The following is a 16,987-nucleotide window of genomic DNA, read 5'->3' as shown; positions in this document are numbered from 1 at the left end:
TTCTCGGCATCAAATGGCGTCTTCTCCACGATGCCCTTTTTCCCGTACCAAATCACCGTGTAGGCCACAGATGCGACGCTCCCTCCGCAGGCGCTTTGATCTTGCTGGCAAGCACTTCAATGGAAGCGTCCAGATCCTTCAGCGAAGCGAAAAGGGCAGCAGTAGCGGCCGCCAGATGGTCTTCAGGTGTGCCATTGTCGTTCGCTAGATCGGTGCGTTGAGGCAGCGACATGAGCGAACTATGCGCCTTGTCGGGGTGTCAGTCTACGGGGTCGGCGAGGGCGCCAAGATCGAGGAGATCAAGCCCAAGAATCGCTAGATCCTGCAGAGCCAACGGCCTTTCTATATCGACGGTAAGGTCGTAGGGGGCTTTTGGGTGGAACCGCTGGGTATCTTCACCGTTCTCTCCAAATGGCCGTCATCATCATTGGAGCGTTGCTTACTGTCGCTGGCGTTGTGTACATGGCCGGCGCGGTTCTAAGGCGCGGGCGACTGAGCGATCCGACGCCTTCTCCTGCTAGGCCCGATCGCCCAACGCCAAATCTCGCAACCCCAGGTCCGACACTTGAGCCGCGTCGGCGCGGCCTCGGCTTCCTTGGCCTGTCGCAGAACTGGCCAGGCCTGCTGATGATGGGGATCGGCCTCATCCTGTTGTTGTCGGCAGCGGTCCTCTAAAGCAGCGCAACCGCGACTGGAAACCGACGTTCGATAGCGCCAAGCCGGGAACCAAGTCAAAGAGTGCCTCGTAATGGCTCAATACATTTGGCACCGCAATTGCATCGCTGGCACTGCTGGGTAGACCAACACCCCGGCAGGTCCCCGTTTATCCCTAGGGGGCGGCCCGCCGCTGCCGTGAATGGAGCGGCGGGTTTAATATTTTAGTCTCAGCCCGGCACCGTCCTTTGACACTGAACAAACCAGAGGGACGCCGAGCCTATACCGGCGGCGCTTTGAGGGAAGCTGCGCCGAATAGTGAGTGTATCGCTCTTGCTTGAGTTGTTGGAATACAGCCTTTTGGATGATAGCCCGCGACGAACGCTGGAGGAGGGCGCCAAAGCCAAGCGGTCGCCAGGTCCGCCGCTGGTCCGGTGGTGACCCTTAATGGGTCAATAGGTTTGGCATCGCAATTGCATTGACAGATTTGGGGTGGGTGAGGACCCGTCGCTCCGCAAATGGGGCGGCGGGTCTTTCGGCAGCGAGCGGTTTGGATGGAGCGGCCCGGCACCCCGCACGGCGGGGTGGCCAGCAGGGCGCCGGGCCTGACCGGCGGGGCGGGTTGGGACAGCGCCGGCTGGCGAACATATATGCTTCTGCTAATATAATCGGGACTTATCCGTATGAACGATGGAAGCAGCAAAAGGTGGAGCACAAGCCGGTAACGACCTACGTGGTCAGGGTGTTCGACTGGCCGCACTGGCGCACCGTCCTGACCACCAAGGACTAGGTGGAGGCCGAGGCGCTTGAACAGGCGATGGGCCAAGACGGAGTGAAAGCGCAGATCGAGGAAATCACGCCAAAGGTGAAGCGCTGACGGAGCGGTTTTTTTACCGGGGCGGCCCAGCGGTTGGGTCGTAGTGGGGACTAGCAGCGGTGGCCGCTGGGCCTGACCAGACTGGCTCGAAGGAAGGGCGCGGTGCTGGCTGACCAGAAACATGCGCTCACTCTAATGCAAGAGCCAGAGCGCATCCGAATGAAGGGCTACCGCCGAAAGGTGTACTCATTGCGGCAATGGCCGGCAGACGCGAACATTCCCGCGCCGCATCGCGCGCAAGCTTCGCCCCCGCAAGGGCGCGCTTGACGATTTCAGCCCCGGCAGCGACACGGCGCCGAGCCTATGGCTCGCTACAGGGCCAATCTTCAGGCCTCGTCAAGCCAGAAGGCAACTCGGTCCGGGCGTCTCCGCAAGCCATGTTGAGCTGCCACTGGGATAGACCCGCCGAATTGGAAAGATCGAGGCCCTCGATACGGGTCAGAAAGAAAAAAGCGCGGTCAAAGTCTATCGGCGCGGTGAACGTCGCTCCTCGGAAGTCCGCCCGCGCGAGATTGGCAAACGAAAAGCGGCTGCCGCTGATATCGGCGTCATGGAACTGCGCTCGCCCCAATTCCGCCTTTGTGAAATCAGCATTGGTCAGATTGGCGTCCTGGAAATTCGAGCGCTGCACTTCCGCGCTCGTAAACACAGCGCCCTGCGCGTCCATATGGCTGAAGTCGGTCCTGTAGGCCTCGATTTTGTCGAACCGGGCGCCTTTGGCGGTCGAGTCGGCCAGGGAAGCACGCACAAGCGTTGCCTTCTCAAAATTTGCCGCAAGGAGATTGCTGTTCCTGAGGTCGGTCGAAGTGAAATCAACACCGATCAGGTTCGCCCCACTCAGGTCCTGTCCTTTTAGGATGAGAAGCTTTTTGTCACAGTCCTGCCAATTGACGCCAGGCGTCGCGGCTGCGTCGCAATTTTGAGCGGCAGTGGCGTTCTGCCAAGCAAATACAATGCAAACCGCTAGAACCAAGCCGGATGTGCCGTAAGCTCTGGTTCGTCTCAAAGTCATTGTTGCTGGACCTCTGCTACTCGCCGACAATCAACCTTACCACATCTGCTGACACTCGAAAGCGACGGCATTTTGCCCGCTAATCCCGCCTAGTCCCCACAGCCAAATGAAAAGCCCGCCACCGTTGAGGCAGCGGGCTAAAATGGTGGGCGTCGGACCTATTGAATGCAAGAGCCCGGCGGGTAGCGCTCAGGGTCGTAGTGCGACGGCGGGCAGTTCGCCCTCGAATGCAGTCTCCGCGGGTATAGCGACGGCAGCGGCGCCAACGACAGGCGCCGCAACCACGGCGCGGATAAGTACGGCTCGGTGAGAGAAACGGCCCTTGAACCAAGCGGCCGGCAAGTCAGAAAAGCTGGTCATTTCCAGTCCTCCTTCGGGTTGCAGTCAATTGGGAACTGCATTGGGAAGGAGGCCGACGGCGTCGACAACTATCCTACAAAATCAATCTGTTAGGAAAGAAATCTGGCGGAGAGGGAGGGATTCGAACCCCCGATGGGCTTGCACCCATGCCGCATTTCGAGTGCGGTGCATTCGACCACTCTGCCACCTCTCCGCGGTCATGGTCGGCCGTTGCCGGCGCGGCGCACTAGATAACGGCTGAACGGGCAGGTTACAAGGCCAATCCGTCAGTTATTTGGCTTGCCGGACAAGCGGCGGATTCACGGCGGGTCCGGTGCAGGGAGACGCAGGCAGATTGTCGACTGGCCGCGCATCCTTGCCTCCACGACCGCAGCGCGGTGCGGTGCTGCCGACATGGCCAGTGCTTGCCCGCCAATAACAGTCTCGGCGCGGCTGTCTGCCTTGACTCGCACCCAACCTTCGGTTAGGGACAGCGCGCAATCGGCGTGGAGGGTTCTTCCGCGCCGCTTGTTTTTTGAACCCGCAGACTGACAAAAAGACGGCTGAACCGCCAGAGGCGGTTCATCAAGGCCGACCGAACAGCGAAAGGCAAAAAATGTTCGCAGTCATTAAAACGGGTGGCAAGCAGTATCGCGTTGCCGCCAACGATCTCCTGAAGATCGAAAAAGTCGAAGCCAATGTCGGCGATATGGTCGAGATCGGCCACGTCCTCGCGCATGGCGAGGGCGAAAATGTCACGTTCGGCGCGCCGTTCGTCGACGGCGCGGTGGTCACCGCCGAAGTCGTCGAGCAGGGCAAGAACCGCACCGTCATCGCCTTCAAGAAGCGCCGCCGGCAGAATTCGCGCCGCAAGATCGGCCATCGCCAGCTTTTGACCACCGTGCGGATCTCCGAGATCCTGCTGGGTGGCGCCAAGCCGACGAAGACGGCAGCGGTCAAGGCACCGAAGAAGGAAGCCAAGGCAGAGGCGGCCACGGAAGCGAAGGCGGAAGCCGCGCCGAAGAAGGAGCCCAAGGCCAAGGCAGCCGAGACAAAGGCAGCCGAGACCGCGGCAGCACCGCTGTTCAAGGCGCCGAAGGGCGAACCGGACGATTTGACCGTGATCAAGGGCATCGGCCCGGTCGCAGCCAAGGATCTCAACGAGCAGGGCATCATCACCTTCGCCCAGCTCGCCAAGCTGACCGACAAGGATGTCGCCAAGATCGACGAGCACATGCCCTTCAGCGCCGACCAGATCAAGGACTGGCGCGAGCAGGCCAAGGAATTGGCGGCGAAGTAATTTTTCTGGCGATCAGGTCGCCGGATCGGACTTGAAACGGAACGCGAACGCGTTCATAAGGCCTTTTAGGCGCCTTGCGGCGCAACGGAGTTAGTTAGATGGCACACAAGAAAGCTGGCGGCTCGTCGCGCAACGGTCGCGACTCGCATTCCAAGCGTCTGGGCGTGAAGAAGTTCGGCGGCGAAGCCGTCATCCCGGGCAACATCATCATTCGTCAACGCGGCACCACGTGGCATCCCGGCGTCAATGTCGGCATCGGCACGGATCATACCCTTTTTGCGCTCGAGACCGGCGCCGTGACGTTCAACAAAAAAGCCAACGGCCGAACCTACGTATCGGTCAACCCGATTACCAAAGCCGCGGAGTAGCCGGTTCCGCACTAGAACACCGGCGCCCATCTCGGGAACCGGTGTCTGGCAAAGCCAGGAAAAGGATCAGGGGAGATGGGTTTCCATCTCCCCTTTTTCTTGTGCCTGGAGGACTTCACATGGTTGCCGAAGCGGAAGACTCAGAAGACGAAAGTTACGCGATAGACTGCCCGGTGCTGGTCACCGAGCGGCTGGTGATGCGGGCGCCCCATGAGGGCGATATCGCGCAACTGGTCGAGCTTGCCGACAACCGTCATGTCGCCGAAATGCTGGCCCGCATGCCGCACCCCTATGGCGAGGCTGAGGCGCGCGCCTTCCTTGCCATGACCAAGTCGCGCCGTGCCGGCATCGCCTATGCCTTGACGCTGGCAGGCACCGACACGTTCGTCGGATGCGCCGGTCTCAACACCACCGATCGCGGGCTGGAGCTCGGCTACTGGATCGGCGAGCCCTACTGGAAGAAGGGCTATGCGACCGAAGCAGCCCATGCGCTGGTCGATCTCGCCTTCCAGAGGACGTCGATCCAGGTGCTGCATGCCTCGACGCGGGTCATCAATCCGGCCTCGCGCCGCGTCATCCACAAATGCGGCTTCCAGTATGCCGGCCAGGGCATGCTGAACTCGATCGTCGCCGGCCAGGTGCCGGTCGAGCGCTACCGGCTCGACAGGAAGACCTGGACCAGCCTGCGGAACTGGGTGCATTTTTGATGTGTGCCGATATTCAGGTGAGGCCGGCCTGCAAACGTTGGTCTTCTGCGCTTCCGGTGCTCACGTACTTTAAGTACGCTCCGCTCCGGTTCTCGAAAACCAACGTTTTCGGCTCGGCCTGACCTGAATCTCGACACACCTCGGCGCGTCGAAGCCAAGCGTTCGGCCCAAGTTTGGGTTAGCCCAGTTCAGCCCACACCGGCAGATGATCCGAACCGGTCGCTTGCCGGTCGACCCAAAGGCGCTGCAGGGATTTGGCGAGCGAAGCGCTGGTGAAGATATAGTCGATGCGCTTGTGGCGGCTGGGGTCAGTGGGTTGCTTGGGGTCGACCCAACTGACGAGATCGTCGCCGGTGACGTTCAGCCGCAAGGCGGCATCGACGGCAAAGTCGGCGGTCAGCGGCATGCCGAATTCGTGGTCCGGCCGGCCGGCGAGTTCGATATATTCGGGCGATCCGGCCAGCATGTTGAAATCGCCCATGCCGACAAAGGCTTCGGGATGCGGCAATTCCGGCAGGCCGATCTCGGCGACGCCGGACAGCGCGCCGCCTTCGAGCGCATAGTTCAGCATGCGTTGACGCAGGAACTGGATCTGGCTGGCGCGTTCGACAGGGCTGCGGTGATCGAGATGGATGGAATAGAAGCGGATGAAACCAAGCGGTGTCTCGATCAGCGCTTCCAGCGCGCCACGCTGGAAGTTCATCATCTCGAAGCTGCGGCTGCGCGGCAAAAGCAGGTTGCGCGACAAATGAATGGGCGTCTTCGACAGCACCATGTTGCCGAGCTGGAAGGTTTTCGTGATGGCGCGGCCGTTCTCGATGTGGGAGCCGATGTTGGCCTCGAAATTGCTGCCATAGACGGCGAAGTAATCGGGCAATGCCTCGCCGATCTCGGCGACCATGTCGCGGCCGCCGTTCCTGGGATTGTTGCGGGTCACCTCCTGCAACGCGATCACGTCGGCGCCGCGCACGGCGTCAGTGATGCGCCCGACATCGTACTGCCCGTCGAGACCGATGCCGTACTGGATGTTGTAGGTTACAAGCTTCATTCCGACATCTCTCCGGCCAATCTCACGCGGCCATTGTCACAAAACGGCCTCGCCCTTCGCCGCGCCTTGGTTTAGAGCAAAGCCCAAGGTTTAGAGCAATGCCGCAAGGCCACTAGTAGAAACTGCAAAATCCCATGAAATTTCTCGATCAAGCCAAGGTCTACATACGCTCCGGCGACGGCGGCGCCGGTTCGGTGTCGTTCCGGCGCGAAAAATTCATCGAATTCGGCGGGCCTGACGGCGGCGATGGCGGTCGTGGCGGCGATGTCTGGCTGGAAGCAGTCAACGGGCTGAACACGCTGATCGACTACCGCTACCAGCAGCATTTCAAGGCCAAGACCGGCGTCCACGGCATGGGCCGCAACATGACCGGCGCCAAGGGCGCCGACGTCACGCTGAAAGTGCCGGCGGGAACGCAGGTGTTCGAAGAAGACAATGAGACGCTGATCTGCGACCTGACCGTGGTCGGCCAGCGCTTCCTCCTGGCCAAGGGCGGCAATGGCGGTTTCGGCAACCAGCATTTCAAGACCTCGACCAACCAGGCGCCGCGCCGCGCCAACCCCGGCCTGCCGGGCGAAGAGCTCAACATCTGGCTGCGGCTGAAGCTGATCGCCGATGCCGGGCTGGTCGGGCTACCGAATGCCGGCAAATCGACATTCCTCGCCGCCGTCACCGCGGCCAAGCCGAAGATCGCCGACTATCCGTTCACGACGCTGCATCCCGGTCTCGGCGTTGCCCGCATCGATGCGCGCGAGTTCGTCATCGCCGACATTCCGGGCCTCATCGAAGGCGCGCATGAAGGCGTCGGCATCGGCGACCGCTTCCTTGGCCATGTAGAGCGCACGCGCGTGCTGCTGCATCTGGTTTCGGCGCAGGAGGAAAATCCGGGCAAGGCCTACAAGACCGTGCGCGCCGAACTCGAGGCCTATGGCAACGGCCTGACTGACAAGGTCGAGATCGTGGCGCTTTCCCAGGTCGACACGCTCGACGCCGATGCGCGCAAGAAGAAGGTCGCCTCGCTGAAGCGTGCCGCCGGCCGCGCGCCGATGCTGTTGTCGGCGGTCACCGGCGAAGGTGTCGAGGCGGTGCTGCGGGCGCTGATGTCGGTGGTGGCCGAGGCGCGTGCGCAGATCGCTGCCCCGGTCGAGACACGCTGGGACAGATAGGACGATGCAGTCGCTGAGAAAATATCGGCGCATCACCGTCAAGATCGGCTCGGCGCTGCTCGTCGACCGCACGACGGGCCTGAAGCGCGACTGGCTGGCCTCGCTGGCCGACGACATTGCGGTGCTGGCCCAGGGCGGCGCCGAAATCCTCGTCGTCTCCTCCGGCGCCATCGCGCTTGGCCGCACCATCCTTGGCCTCGGCAAACGCGCCTTGAAGCTCGAGGAGAGCCAGGCGGCGGCTGCCGTCGGGCAGATCGCATTGGCCGGCGCCTGGTCGGATGCGCTCGGCAAGGGCAGCCTGAAGTCGGGCCAGATCCTGCTGACGCTCGGCGACACCGAGGAGCGCCGCCGCTATCTCAACGCGCGGGCGACGATCTCGACGCTGCTCAAGATGAAGGCGGTGCCGGTCATCAACGAAAACGACACGGTGGCAACCTCCGAAATCCGCTATGGCGACAATGACCGGCTGGCGGCTCGTGTCGCCACCATGATGGGCGCCGACCTTTTGGTGCTGCTTTCCGACATTGACGGGCTCTATACGGCGCCGCCGGCGCGCGACCCCAACGCCAAATTCATTCCGGTGGTCGACCGGATCACGCCTGACATCGAGGCGATGGCGGGCGCGGCCGCTTCCGAGCTGTCGCGCGGCGGCATGCGCACGAAGCTCGATGCCGGCAAGATCGCCACCGCCGCCGGCACCGCGATGATCATCACCTCGGGCACGCGGCTGTCGCCGCTGATGGCGATCGAACGCGGCGAGCGTGCCACCTTCTTCCGGCCGAGCAGCAATCCGGTCAAGGGCTACAAGACCTGGATCGCCGGCCAGCTCGAGCCGGCCGGGCGGCTGACGGTCGATGCCGGCGCCATCGGCGCGCTGTTATCGGGCAAGTCGCTGCTGCCGGCCGGCGTCAAGCTGGTCAGCGGCAATTTCTCGCGCGGCGACACGGTGGCGATCCTGTCGCCCGAGGGCCGCGAGATCGCGCGCGGGCTGGTTGCCTATGATGCCGCCGATGCCGTAAGGATCGCAGGCCTGAAGACGGCCGAGATCGAAACCGTGCTCGGCTACGAGGCGCGCTCGGCGATGATCCACCGCGACGACCTTGTGGTGAGCCATTCCAGCGACCAAGTACGGGCCAGCGACCAAGTAGGGGCCAGCGACCAAGTAGGGGCGGGTGACCAAGTAGGGATCGCTGACCAAGTAACCAGCGGAGGATGAGCCATGCTGAAACTGCATGAAAAATCCGAGGATGACACCGTAGCAACGATGGCCGATATCGGCCGCCGCGCCCGCGCTGCCGCCCGACCGCTGGCTATTGCCACGACCGCCGCCAAGAATGCCGCGCTGCTGGCCATGGCCGAGGCGATCGTCACTCGTGAGCCGGACATCCTCGACGCCAACGCCATCGATGTCTCGAATGGTCAGGAATCCGGGCTTTCCGCCTCCTTCATGGACCGGCTGAAGCTCGATCCGGCGCGCATCCGTGCCATGGCCGATGGCATCAGGGAAATCGCCGAATTGCGCGATCCGGTCGGCGATGTCATCGCCGCATGGGACAGGCCGAACGGCCTGCAGATCGAGCGCGTGCGCACGCCGCTCGGCGTCGTCGGCGTCATCTATGAGAGCCGTCCGAACGTCACCGCGGATGCCGGCGCGCTGTGCCTCAAGGCCGGCAACCCGGTGATCCTGCGCGGCGGCTCGGATTCGCTCAATTCTTCGGCCGCCATCCATGCCTGCCTGGTCGAGGGGCTGAAGGAAGCCGGCCTGCCGGAAGACGCCATCCAGCTGGTGCCGACCACCGACCGCGCCGCCGTCGGCGAGATGCTGAAGGGCTTAAGCGGTACGCTCGACGTCATCATCCCGCGCGGCGGCAAAAGCCTTGTCGGGCGGGTGCAGACCGAGGCGCGGGTGCCGGTCTTCGCGCATCTCGAAGGCATCTGCCATCTCTACATCGACCGCTCGGCCGATCTCGACATGGCGGTGAGGATTGCGGTCAACGCCAAGATGCGGCGCACCGGCGTCTGCGGTGCCGCCGAGACGCTGCTGGTCGACCGGGCGGTTGCCTCCACGCATCTGGTGCCGATCCTCGACGCACTTCGCGCCGCCGGCTGCGAAATCCATGCCGATGCCGAGGTGCTGAAAATGTTTTTCGACGCCAGGCCGGCGACCGACGCCGACTGGGTGACCGAATATCTCGACGCCATCATCGCGGTGAAGCTGGTCGACGGTATCGGTGGTGCGATCGACCATATCGAAACCTTTTCCTCGCATCACACCGAGGCGATCGTTGCCGAGGACGCGCAGGCGGTCGAGCGGTTCTTCAACGAGATCGATTCGGCGATCCTGCTGCACAACGCCTCGACGCAGTTCGCCGACGGCGGCGAGTTCGGCATGGGCGCCGAGATCGGCATCGCCACCGGCAAGATGCATGCGCGCGGACCGGTCGGCGTCGAACAGCTGACCTCGTTCAAATACCGCGTGCGCGGGTCGGGACAGGTGAGGCCTTGAGCGCTGGTCTTACCCTCCCCCTTGTGGGGAGGGTGGCGAGCATAGCGAGCCGGGTGGGGGTACGACGCTGAACTCTGCAATACCCCCACCCCGCTCCGCTTCGCGGATCGACCCTCCCCACAAGGGGGAGGGTAAGGAGGCTGTCCCATCCCCCTATCTGAAAATGCCGCATGCCGAAAAAGGCCTGGCCGTCGGCTTGTTCGGCGGCTCGTTCAATCCGCCGCATGCCGGCCACGCGCTGGTTGCCGAGATTGCGCTCAGGCGCCTGGCGCTTGATCAGCTGTGGTGGATGGTGACGCCGGGCAATCCGCTGAAGAGCACCAGGGAATTGGCGCCGCTGGGCGAGCGGCTGCAACTGTCCGAGCAGATCGCCAAGAATCCGAAGATCAAGGTCACCGCTTTCGAGGCGGCCCATCACGTCCGCTACACCGCCGACACGCTGGCGCTGGTCAAGGCGCGCAATCCCGGTGTCGACTTCGTCTGGATCATGGGTGCCGACTCGTTACGCGATTTCCATCGCTGGCAGCGCTGGCGCGAGATCGTCATGACCTTCCCGATCGCCGTCATCGACCGCCCGGGCGCGACGCTGTCGTTCCTGTCCTCGGTCGTCGCCAAGACCTTCGACTATGCCCGCGTCGACGAGGGCGATGCGCCGCGGCTTGCCCGCATGAAGGCGCCGGCCTGGACCTTCATCCACGGCCCGCGTTCGTCGCTGTCGTCGAGCGCGATCCGCAAACTGGCAAAGGGTTGAGCCCCCCGCCCGGCCATGTCGCTTTTATCGCTCCCTTTGCCCGTTTCATGGGCAATCCTGAGCAGGCATGTCGATTCCCAGGAAAAACCGCAGCGAAGCCGAGCAGGGTGCCGAGCCCACGCCGCTGATCGCGATTGCCAGCGTCATCGTGTCGATGGCGCTGATCGCCGTCGGCAACGGGCTAATGTTTGCCTATATCCCGGTCCGGCTCGGCGCCGAGGGCTTTGATCCGACCTGGGCCGGGCTGATCATCACCGGACTTTCGGCGGGCGGCCTCGCCGGCTGCATCCTGACCGGACCGCTGGTGCGAAGGGTTGGCCATGCGCGCGCCTTCATGGTGCTGTCGGCGCTGATCGCGCTGGCCAACGCCGCTGTCGGCGGCGGGGTCCATCCACTGTTGTGGATTGCCGCCCGCGCACTCTACGGCTTTGCCATATGCGGCCTGTTCATCGTTGCGCAGAGCTGGCTCAACGATGCCGTCGCCAATGCCATCCGCGGCCGGGTGATGGCTTTCTTCTACGTTGCCTATGTCGCCGGGCTCGGCGTCGGCTACGCAACGCTGGCGCTGGTCGATATCAGGACGGCGGATGCGCCGCTGATCGGTATCGTCTTCACGGCGCTGTCGATTCTTCCCGTGGGGATGACGCGGCTGGCCCAGCCGCCGGCGCCGCAGGCAGCCTCGGTGGCACTCGGCCGCGCCTGGCGGATTTCGCCGGTCGGCGTTGCCGGCATGCTGGCTGTCGGCGGCCTGTCGATGTCGATCGCGGGCTTCGCGCCGATCCACGCCACGGCCAAGGGCTACAGCCAGGCAGACGTCGCGCTGCTGCTTTCGGCGATGCCGGTCGGCACGCTGATCCTGCAGATCCCGCTTGGCTGGATTTCCGACCGCACCGACCGCCGCTATGTGCTGATCGCCGCATCCGCGCTCGCCATGGTCGCCGGCCTGTTCGCGCTTGGGTTCGACGGCGGCGCGCTGGCGGCGTTGGTGGTGATTTATATCGTTTGGGATGGCGCCTCGGAATCGATCTATTCGCTTGCCAGCGCGCATGCCTCCGACCGTGCCGGCAAGGAGGACATGGTGGCGCTGTCCAGCTCGCTTTTGTTCGCGTGGTCGCTTTCTGGCTTCATCGTGCCCGGCATCGTGACTGCGCTTTCGGCCGTCTTCGGCACGCAGGCCTTCATCTATGTGGCGATCCTCATCGCCGCAGCCTTCTGCCTGTTCGTGCTTCTGCGCGTGTTCACGACGCAGGCTGTTCCTGCCGGTGAAACCGGCAGTTTCGCACCGATGACGGCGCAGGCGCCTCTGCCGGTCGAGCTTGCGTTCGCGCCGGACGAGCAGGACCGGCGCAAGGGGTAATGGATCATTGCCGGCGGGCTTCCGGCGACGGCGCTTCCGGTGGCGGCTGCGGGATCGATATGCCTTCCGAATCGAATTCCTGCTTGGCGCGCTTGGTGAGGTCGGTCTGGGTGGTGAAGAAATCCGCCGACGATGTCCAGTAGCGCAAGGCGATAGAAACGGTGCTTTCGCCCAATGTCGCGACGAAAGCGATCGGCGCCGGCTCACGCTTGACCCGCCGCTCGGCGGCGGCGATGGCAAGCAAAGTCTTCTGGGCGCGGTCGATGTCGTTCCAGGAACCGATGCTGAGCGTGATGTCGCTGCGGCGCACGCCGTTGCGCGAGAAGTTGCGCACCGGCTGGTTCCACAGCGTCGAATTGGGCGCCAGGATGTAGACGCCGTCGGCGCTCCTGAGCTTGGTCGCGAACAGGCCGATCTCCTCGATCGAGCCGGCAATCGAACCGACCTCGACGGACTCGCCGATGCGGAACGGCCGCAGCGCCAGAAGCATGATGCCGGCGGCAATGTTCTGCAGCGTGCCTTGCAGCGCCAGGCCGATGGCAAGACCGATGGCGCCGATTGCGGCAATGATCGACGCCGTCTGCACGCCGAATTGGCCCAGCACCATGATGGTGACGAGGATCAGGATGGCGTAGCGGACGATCTTGGAGAAGAAATGCCGCAACGTCGCGTCGAAACCATGGATATGGCCGAGACCGGCGAAGATCGAACGTTCGGCAAGGCCGGCTATGATGTAGCCGACAATCAAAAGGATAACGGCACCGATGGCCGAGAAGGAGTAGGAAACGATCAGCGTGCTTAGCTGTGCGAGGCCGGCCTGGACGGTGAGAAGGGCGTTTTGCGGGTCGATCGGCATGACAAGATTCCGGTTGGTCGGTGAGCCGATAACCCGTGCGGGCGGCGAGGGTTCCGATCTTTTCCAGCGTGCGGCGGAACCACAGGATCGAGAATACGTTCGTGCGAGGCAGGGTCGCGTCTTGAAACTGTCAGGGAACTCTGCCTATCTAAGCGGTGTCACCTGCTTTTAGGGGTGATTTGGTTGTTCTTGCTGCGAAAGGAAATACACTGAGAACAGCACTGCGGAAGAAGGCCGATATCATGCCTTCGCCGGCCAGGATCAGCGTAGACGACGCCGTGTCCCGCGCCATCAAGACAGTCCTTGCCAGTCTGGAAGACTCCAAGGCCGAAAATATTGTCTCAATCGACATCCAGGGGAAATCGAGCCTCGGCGACTACATGGTCGTCGCTTCGGGCCGATCGCACCGTCATGTTGCGGCTGTCGCCGATCATCTTCTCAAAGCGATCAAGGATGCCGGTCTCGGCACTGCGCGCGTTGAGGGGTTGGCAGGCGCCGACTGGGTCCTGATCGATTCGGGCGACATCATCGTCCATGTCTTCCGCCCTGAAGTCCGCGAATTCTACAATCTTGAAAAGATGTGGCAGGCGCCGGATCTCGAGGAAGAGACCCTCCACTAAGCCGCCTTTGTTTTGATGTATGTCGTTGCTCCAAAACCGATTCCTACTTTGGTGACATGCATTAGCGGCTTACAGGGGCAAGGATGAAGATATCAGTTCATGCCGTGGGCCGGATGAAAGCCGGCCCCGAGAAGCTGCTCGCCGACCGTTATTTCGAGCGCTTCGCCAAGAGCGGCCCGGCGGTGGGGCTTGAATTTGCCGGCATTGCCGAGATCGCCGAGGGGCGCGGCCAGACCGCAAGCGAGCGGCGGCGTGAGGAGGGCCAGAAGCTGCAGACGCAGTTGCAGCCCGGTACCGCGCTGATCCTGCTCGACGAACGCGGCAAAAGCTTTTCCTCGGAAGACTTCGCCGGGCGCCTCGGCCTGTTGCGTGACGGCGGCCGCAAGGCGCTGGTCATCGCCATCGGTGGCGCCGACGGCCACGATCAGTCACTGCGCGACCAGGCCGAACTGGTGATGTCGTTCGGATTGCTGACCTGGCCGCACCAACTGGTGCGCGTGATGCTGGGAGAGCAGCTTTATCGGGTGGCCACCATTCTTTCGGGACATCCCTACCATCGCTCGTAAACCGGTGAATTGGCGCGACCTGCCCGGAATTCCGCCCCAATGCCGCGTCAGATTGGCCCCTTGGTCTTATGCATGTCGTTTCCCCAAAACCCCGGGACCACTTTTGGGCGACATACATTCGGAAACGGGCCTTTCAAACATGGTTGATGGTTCGTTAACGAAGCCGCAGATAGAGTCGACGCCGGATGTCTGAAGGCTGGAAATCGAGAACGGGCTCATGGCGCGCGCGTTGCGGCATCGCGGCGGCGGCGCTTGTGCTGTCGCTGCATGCGGGGCGGGCCGAAAACACGCTCGACATGGCTCCCGATCCGGACCAGAGCCGCGCCGAATACGAACGGGTCTCGAAGGAGATCACGCTGTCGTCCGAACGGTTGGCCAAGCTCTCCGCCGACATCGCGACGATCAAGAAGGATCACGCCTCGATCACCGCCGCGTTGATCCAGTCGGCGATGACCGAGCAGAAGCTCGGGCAGGACATCGAGGACATCGGCGCCAGGCTGGAAGGGCTGAAGGGCCAGGAGCAGAAGATACGCGCCTCGCTTGTGGCGCGGCGTGACGTGCTGGCCGAAGTGCTGGGCGCGCTGCAGCGCATGGGGTTGAACCCGCCGCCGGCGATCCTGGTCAAGCCGGAGGACGCGCTGTCGTCGGTGCGCAGCGCCATCCTGCTCGGTGCCGTGGTGCCGGAACTGCGTCAGCAGACAGATAGCCTGCTCGCCGATCTCAAGGAGCAGTCGCGGGTCACGGCCTCGATCGAGGCCGAACGGGCGCGGCTGACGGCGGCGGTCGGCGATCAGGCAGCGGAAAAGAAGCGGCTCGGCATGCTGCTGGAAGCCAAGCAGAAGCTCGAAACCGACACGCAAACGCAAATGGCCGCTGAAAAGCAGCGATCCGAGGCGCTTGCGGCCAAGGCCGGCAGCCTGAAAGAGTTGATCGCCTCGCTCGAAGCGCAGGCCGACAAGAGCCGCAAGGCTGCCGATGCCGCCAAGGCTGCCGAGCAGAAGACGGCGGATGGCGACAAGACATCGGCGCCGGCGGAACTGGCGTCGCTGCCCGTGCCGGAAAGCAACCAACTTGCCGCAGCGGCGCCCTTTTCGGCGCTACAGGGACAGATCGCGCTGCCGGTGACCGGCCGCATCAAGCGGCGATTCGGCGCCGATGACGGTAACGGCGCGGTGATGCTTGGCGACATGGTTGCGACACAATCGGGAGCCATCGTCACCGCGCCGGCGGATGGGAATGTGCTTTATGCGGGGCCGTTTCGCTCTTATGGTCAACTCTTGATCCTTAACGCAGGCGACGGCTATCATGTCGTTTTGGCGGGGATGAGCAGAATCAGCGTCGCGACCGGTCAATCAGTGCTCGCAGGAGAGCCGATCGGCGCGATGGGAGAGGCCCGGGTGGCGAGCACCTCGGTTTCGAAGAATGGAAATGCCACGCCGGAACTCTATGTCGAGTTCCGCAAGGATGGAAAACCCGTCGATCCGGCCCCATGGTGGGCGGACCGTTTTTCTGGAAGGACGTGAATAATGCGGAAACTGTCGCTTCTGTTTGCCGGTGCGCTGATGGGCGCGTCCGCCATGAGCCTTGTCTATGGCACACCCGGCTCGGCGGCGAACGCTGCAGGGTCGGAGACCTACAAGCAACTGGCGATCTTCGGCGATATCTTCGAGCGGGTGCGGGCACAGTATGTGACACCGCCCGACGACAAGTCGCTGGTCGAGAACGCCATCAACGGCATGCTTGCCTCGCTTGACCCGCACTCCTCCTACATGAACGCCGAGCAGGCGCAGGATATGCGCGTCCAGACCAAGGGCGAGTTCGGCGGCCTCGGCATCGAGGTCACCATGGAGAACGACCTGGTCAAGGTGATCACGCCGATCGACGACACGCCGGCCGCCAAGGCAGGTGTGCTCGCAGGCGATTATATCGCCAAGATCGATGGCGAAGAGGTTCGCGGCCTGACCCTCAACGACGCCGTCGAGAAGATGCGCGGCCTGGTCAACACACCGATCAAGCTGACCATCCTGCGCCAGGGCGCCGACAAGCCGATCGAACTGACGGTCGTGCGCGACATCATCAAGGTCAAGGCGGTCAAGTTCCGGGTCGAGAACGACATCGGCTACATGAAGATCACCTCCTTCACCGAAAAGACCTATGACGATCTCGAGAACGCCATCGACACCATCAAGAAGCAGATTCCGGACGACAAGCTCAAGGGCTACGTACTGGATCTGCGCCTCAATCCGGGTGGTCTGCTCGATCAGGCTGTGAGCGTGTCCGATGCCTTCCTCAACCGCGGCGAGATCGTCTCGACGCGCGGCCGTGATCCCAAGGACGTCACTCGCTTCGACGCCAAGCCCAAGCAGGTTGACGACATCAACGGCAAGCCGATGATCGTTCTGGTCAATGGCGGTTCGGCCAGTGCGTCGGAAATCGTCGCCGGCGCGCTGCAGGATCTGCGCCGTGTCACGGTGGTCGGCACGCAGTCCTTCGGCAAGGGTTCGGTGCAGACCATCATTCCGCTCGGCGAGAATGGTGCGCTGCGGCTGACGACGGCGCTGTATTACACGCCGTCCGGCAAGTCGATCCAGGGCAAGGGCATCACGCCCGACATCAAGGTCGACCAGCCGTTGCCGCCGGAACTGCAGGGCAGGGACCTGACGCGCGGCGAATCCGACCTCAAGGGCCATATCAAGGGCGCCGACGAGAGCTCGACCGGTTCGGGCTCGGCGGCCTATGTGCCGCCGGATCCGAAGGACGATCTGCAGCTCATCTATGCCGAGCAGCTGCTGCGCGGCCAGAAGACCGATCCGTCCTTCCCGCCCAATCCGCAAAAGGCGGTTCTCAACCAGTAGGGGCC

General features: G+C 63.1%; 15 protein-coding genes and 1 tRNA gene. 12 read left to right on the top strand and 4 right to left on the bottom strand.

The window, feature by feature from the left end; all coding sequences use genetic code 11:
• Positions 1 to 1,832: 1,832 nt before the first annotated feature.
• Both FCU66_RS22065 and FCU66_RS22060 read right to left on the bottom strand, forming a co-directional pair.
• Positions 1,833 to 2,543: a pentapeptide repeat-containing protein gene (locus FCU66_RS22065; protein WP_136618490.1), complete on the bottom strand. Its 711-nt coding sequence runs from the start codon at positions 2,541 to 2,543 to the stop codon at positions 1,833 to 1,835.
• A 463-nt stretch (positions 2,544 to 3,006) separates the two neighbouring features.
• Positions 3,007 to 3,096, bottom strand: a tRNA-Ser gene (locus FCU66_RS22060).
• A gap of 402 nt (positions 3,097 to 3,498) precedes the next feature.
• On the opposite strand from FCU66_RS22060, the gene FCU66_RS22055 reads away from it, so the two are divergent.
• From FCU66_RS22055 to FCU66_RS22045, 3 genes are all read left to right on the top strand, one after another.
• On the top strand, positions 3,499 to 4,182 hold the full coding sequence (locus FCU66_RS22055; RefSeq protein WP_056586210.1) for a 50S ribosomal protein L21: 684 nt from the start codon (positions 3,499 to 3,501) through the stop codon (positions 4,180 to 4,182).
• Positions 4,183 to 4,280: 98 nt separating this feature from the next.
• Positions 4,281 to 4,550, top strand: coding sequence for a 50S ribosomal protein L27 (rpmA, locus tag FCU66_RS22050; RefSeq protein ID WP_136618489.1), 270 nt, complete (start codon positions 4,281 to 4,283; stop codon positions 4,548 to 4,550).
• A 119-nt stretch (positions 4,551 to 4,669) separates the two neighbouring features.
• Entirely contained in the window at positions 4,670 to 5,257 is a 588-nt protein-coding gene (locus FCU66_RS22045) for a GNAT family N-acetyltransferase (protein WP_023758577.1), read from the top strand.
• 178 nt (positions 5,258 to 5,435) lie between these two features.
• On the opposite strand, the gene FCU66_RS22040 is transcribed toward FCU66_RS22045, so the two are convergent.
• Positions 5,436 to 6,305, bottom strand: coding sequence for an endonuclease/exonuclease/phosphatase family protein (locus FCU66_RS22040; RefSeq protein ID WP_136618488.1), 870 nt, complete (start codon positions 6,303 to 6,305; stop codon positions 5,436 to 5,438).
• Between the two features lie 134 nt (positions 6,306 to 6,439).
• Here FCU66_RS22040 and obgE point away from each other — a divergent pair, with 134 nt between their 5' ends.
• The 5 genes from obgE to FCU66_RS22015 all read left to right on the top strand — a co-directional run bounded on the left by obgE (position 6,440) and on the right by FCU66_RS22015 (position 12,085).
• Complete coding sequence (gene obgE / locus FCU66_RS22035) at positions 6,440 to 7,471, top strand: GTPase ObgE (RefSeq protein ID WP_109664514.1); 1,032 nt, start codon at positions 6,440 to 6,442, stop codon at positions 7,469 to 7,471.
• A 4-nt stretch (positions 7,472 to 7,475) separates the two neighbouring features.
• Positions 7,476 to 8,687: a glutamate 5-kinase gene (gene proB, locus FCU66_RS22030; protein WP_136618487.1), complete on the top strand. Its 1,212-nt coding sequence runs from the start codon at positions 7,476 to 7,478 to the stop codon at positions 8,685 to 8,687.
• 3 nt (positions 8,688 to 8,690) lie between these two features.
• Positions 8,691 to 9,977, top strand: coding sequence for a glutamate-5-semialdehyde dehydrogenase (locus tag FCU66_RS22025; RefSeq protein ID WP_136618486.1), 1,287 nt, complete (start codon positions 8,691 to 8,693; stop codon positions 9,975 to 9,977).
• Positions 9,978 to 10,140: 163 nt separating this feature from the next.
• On the top strand, positions 10,141 to 10,728 hold the full coding sequence (locus tag FCU66_RS22020; RefSeq protein ID WP_136618485.1) for a nicotinate-nucleotide adenylyltransferase: 588 nt from the start codon (positions 10,141 to 10,143) through the stop codon (positions 10,726 to 10,728).
• 67 nt (positions 10,729 to 10,795) lie between these two features.
• Positions 10,796 to 12,085 carry an MFS transporter gene (locus FCU66_RS22015; protein ID WP_136618484.1) on the top strand — a complete coding sequence of 430 codons (1,290 nt, stop codon included), beginning with the start codon at positions 10,796 to 10,798 and terminating at the stop codon, positions 12,083 to 12,085.
• Between the two features lie 4 nt (positions 12,086 to 12,089).
• Here FCU66_RS22015 and FCU66_RS22010 read toward each other — a convergent pair whose 3' ends face one another.
• Positions 12,090 to 12,941 (bottom strand): mechanosensitive ion channel family protein, encoded by an 852-nt coding sequence (locus tag FCU66_RS22010; RefSeq protein WP_136618483.1) that lies wholly within the window; start codon positions 12,939 to 12,941, stop codon positions 12,090 to 12,092.
• A gap of 242 nt (positions 12,942 to 13,183) precedes the next feature.
• Here FCU66_RS22010 and rsfS point away from each other — a divergent pair, with 242 nt between their 5' ends.
• The 4 genes from rsfS (at position 13,184) to FCU66_RS21990 (ending at position 16,982) form a co-directional block, all read left to right on the top strand.
• A complete protein-coding gene (gene rsfS, locus FCU66_RS22005) occupies positions 13,184 to 13,561 on the top strand; it encodes a ribosome silencing factor (protein WP_109664536.1) in 378 nt (125 codons plus the stop codon).
• A gap of 83 nt (positions 13,562 to 13,644) precedes the next feature.
• Entirely contained in the window at positions 13,645 to 14,127 is a 483-nt protein-coding gene (rlmH, locus tag FCU66_RS22000; protein ID WP_136618482.1) for a 23S rRNA (pseudouridine(1915)-N(3))-methyltransferase RlmH, read from the top strand.
• Positions 14,128 to 14,312: 185 nt separating this feature from the next.
• Positions 14,313 to 15,650, top strand: coding sequence for a murein hydrolase activator EnvC family protein (locus FCU66_RS21995; protein WP_136618481.1), 1,338 nt, complete (start codon positions 14,313 to 14,315; stop codon positions 15,648 to 15,650).
• Positions 15,651 to 16,982: a S41 family peptidase gene (locus tag FCU66_RS21990; protein WP_168991901.1), complete on the top strand. Its 1,332-nt coding sequence runs from the start codon at positions 15,651 to 15,653 to the stop codon at positions 16,980 to 16,982. It begins immediately after the preceding gene.
• Positions 16,983 to 16,987 lie beyond the last annotated feature (5 nt).

Source organism: Mesorhizobium norvegicum, from assembly GCF_004919685.1.
Lineage (GTDB): Bacteria > Pseudomonadota > Alphaproteobacteria > Rhizobiales > Rhizobiaceae > Mesorhizobium > Mesorhizobium norvegicum.
This window is presented reverse-complemented; position numbering and strand designations above follow the sequence as displayed.

What these genes read in the sequence shown, in the direction of transcription:
- FCU66_RS22065 (WP_136618490.1), bottom strand. Translation starts at nt 2,543, where the DNA reads ATGACTTTGAGACGAACCAGAGCTTACGGCACATCCGGCTTGGTTCTA.
- FCU66_RS22055 (WP_056586210.1), top strand. Translation starts at nt 3,499, where the DNA reads ATGTTCGCAGTCATTAAAACGGGTGGCAAGCAGTATCGCGTTGCCGCC.
- rpmA (WP_136618489.1), top strand. Translation starts at nt 4,281, where the DNA reads ATGGCACACAAGAAAGCTGGCGGCTCGTCGCGCAACGGTCGCGACTCG.
- FCU66_RS22045 (WP_023758577.1), top strand. Translation starts at nt 4,670, where the DNA reads ATGGTTGCCGAAGCGGAAGACTCAGAAGACGAAAGTTACGCGATAGAC.
- FCU66_RS22040 (WP_136618488.1), bottom strand. Translation starts at nt 6,305, where the DNA reads ATGAAGCTTGTAACCTACAACATCCAGTACGGCATCGGTCTCGACGGG.
- obgE (WP_109664514.1), top strand. Translation starts at nt 6,440, where the DNA reads ATGAAATTTCTCGATCAAGCCAAGGTCTACATACGCTCCGGCGACGGC.
- proB (WP_136618487.1), top strand. Translation starts at nt 7,476, where the DNA reads ATGCAGTCGCTGAGAAAATATCGGCGCATCACCGTCAAGATCGGCTCG.
- FCU66_RS22025 (WP_136618486.1), top strand. Translation starts at nt 8,691, where the DNA reads ATGCTGAAACTGCATGAAAAATCCGAGGATGACACCGTAGCAACGATG.
- FCU66_RS22020 (WP_136618485.1), top strand. Translation starts at nt 10,141, where the DNA reads ATGCCGCATGCCGAAAAAGGCCTGGCCGTCGGCTTGTTCGGCGGCTCG.
- FCU66_RS22015 (WP_136618484.1), top strand. Translation starts at nt 10,796, where the DNA reads ATGTCGATTCCCAGGAAAAACCGCAGCGAAGCCGAGCAGGGTGCCGAG.
- FCU66_RS22010 (WP_136618483.1), bottom strand. Translation starts at nt 12,941, where the DNA reads ATGCCGATCGACCCGCAAAACGCCCTTCTCACCGTCCAGGCCGGCCTC.
- rsfS (WP_109664536.1), top strand. Translation starts at nt 13,184, where the DNA reads ATGCCTTCGCCGGCCAGGATCAGCGTAGACGACGCCGTGTCCCGCGCC.
- rlmH (WP_136618482.1), top strand. Translation starts at nt 13,645, where the DNA reads ATGAAGATATCAGTTCATGCCGTGGGCCGGATGAAAGCCGGCCCCGAG.
- FCU66_RS21995 (WP_136618481.1), top strand. Translation starts at nt 14,313, where the DNA reads ATGTCTGAAGGCTGGAAATCGAGAACGGGCTCATGGCGCGCGCGTTGC.